The 1,283-nt window shown below is 60.2% G+C and carries 1 protein-coding gene; it reads left to right on the top strand.

The window, feature by feature from the left end:
* Nucleotides 1–165: 165 nt before the first annotated feature.
* A partial coding sequence (locus BBW68_RS11940) for a DNA circularization N-terminal domain-containing protein (protein WP_070135533.1) occupies nucleotides 166–1,283 on the top strand: 1,118 nt, incomplete at its 3' end.

The raw sequence follows: 1,283 nt of genomic DNA, 5'->3' as shown, positions 1-1,283 counted from the left end.
CCACGTCCTAAAACTCTACCAGTAAAGGCGGGAGCCTGCTGGTGCAAATGTTCCCTACGGCCCGCAGGGACCGCAGCAACCGATTGTGGCTAATATTTACCTCGACAGCCGCGAGGTGACAGATACGGTATTGCGCCGGATTGATGTTGATTCGAGGAGGAAATAGTGGCGAATACGATTAACGAGATTGCTTCAGCGCTGGGGGTTGACCTCCTGATGCCTGCCTCGTTCCGGGGCGTGGAGTTTGACTGCCTGTTTACCCGCGACACGCTGGCAAAGGACACCGTGACCTATGCTTACCCGTACCGGGACGGCGAAGAGGTGGAGCCGGTTAACGCCGTCATCGTCGACCTGGTCTTTGTGGAGAGCGGTAAACCCGATGCGCTGTTTGCCACCACCCATTACGAAGCGGACGGCGACAGTATTTTTGACAGCGCGATCAGCTGGTTCGGGGACGCAATGGATACGCTGCGCAACATTCAGCAGGACATTGCCCGCGTCACCAATATCATTGCCTCAGCGGAATACGTGGTAAACGCCCTGGCAAACGAGGTGCAGTCCACCATCGGCAGTGCCCTCGACTATCTGGACTACCCGACAGCCTTTATCTCCGACCTGAAGCACCTGACCGGCGCATTCACTGAACGGCTGTCGCTGAGCGAGGCTTCGCGCCTGTCGGACTGGAACGCCCTGACCGGGCTGAAGAACACCATGCTGACATTACCGGCGCAGCGCACTACCGCCCAGCAGACCATGTCCTCCGGCAGCGTGTTCGCCTCCACCCTGCGCCACGCCAGCGTGATGCCGCAGAGCGATACGGAGATGATTAACCAGGCCATCCGCCTGGTGGCCGTCAGCGAAATGACCGACACGGCAAGCGACATCTTTGTGAATGAAATCGCCTCCCCGACGCTGTCTTCAACCGATATTGAGCGCATTACCGGCGACGTACGCACCCTGATAGTTGAGGCTATTGCCGCCCAGCGGGCATCCGTCTCCACACGTATGGCCACTGCCGTTCGCGAGCAGGCCGGTACGCCGGACACCCGTCAGGATCAGGCCATCATTGCCACGCTGCAGGAAAGTGCCTGGCCCCTTCAGGAGCAGGCCCGTGGGCTGATACTGGCGCTGCCGCCGCTGGTACAGCGTCGGGTGACGCGCCGCTGTAATCTGCCCCTGCTGGCATTTGAGTGGTACGGCGACGCGTCCCGCGCCACGCAGCTGGCCCGCCTCAATCCATCATTGCGCGAGTCAAATAACCTGAATCCGGGGGATGTGCTGTA

This window comes from Candidatus Erwinia dacicola, from assembly GCF_001756855.1.
In the GTDB taxonomy this organism is placed as follows: Bacteria; Pseudomonadota; Gammaproteobacteria; order Enterobacterales; family Enterobacteriaceae; genus Erwinia; species Erwinia dacicola.
Note: the sequence above shows the minus strand (reverse complement) of the source record. Positions and strands in the feature narration are given on the sequence as shown.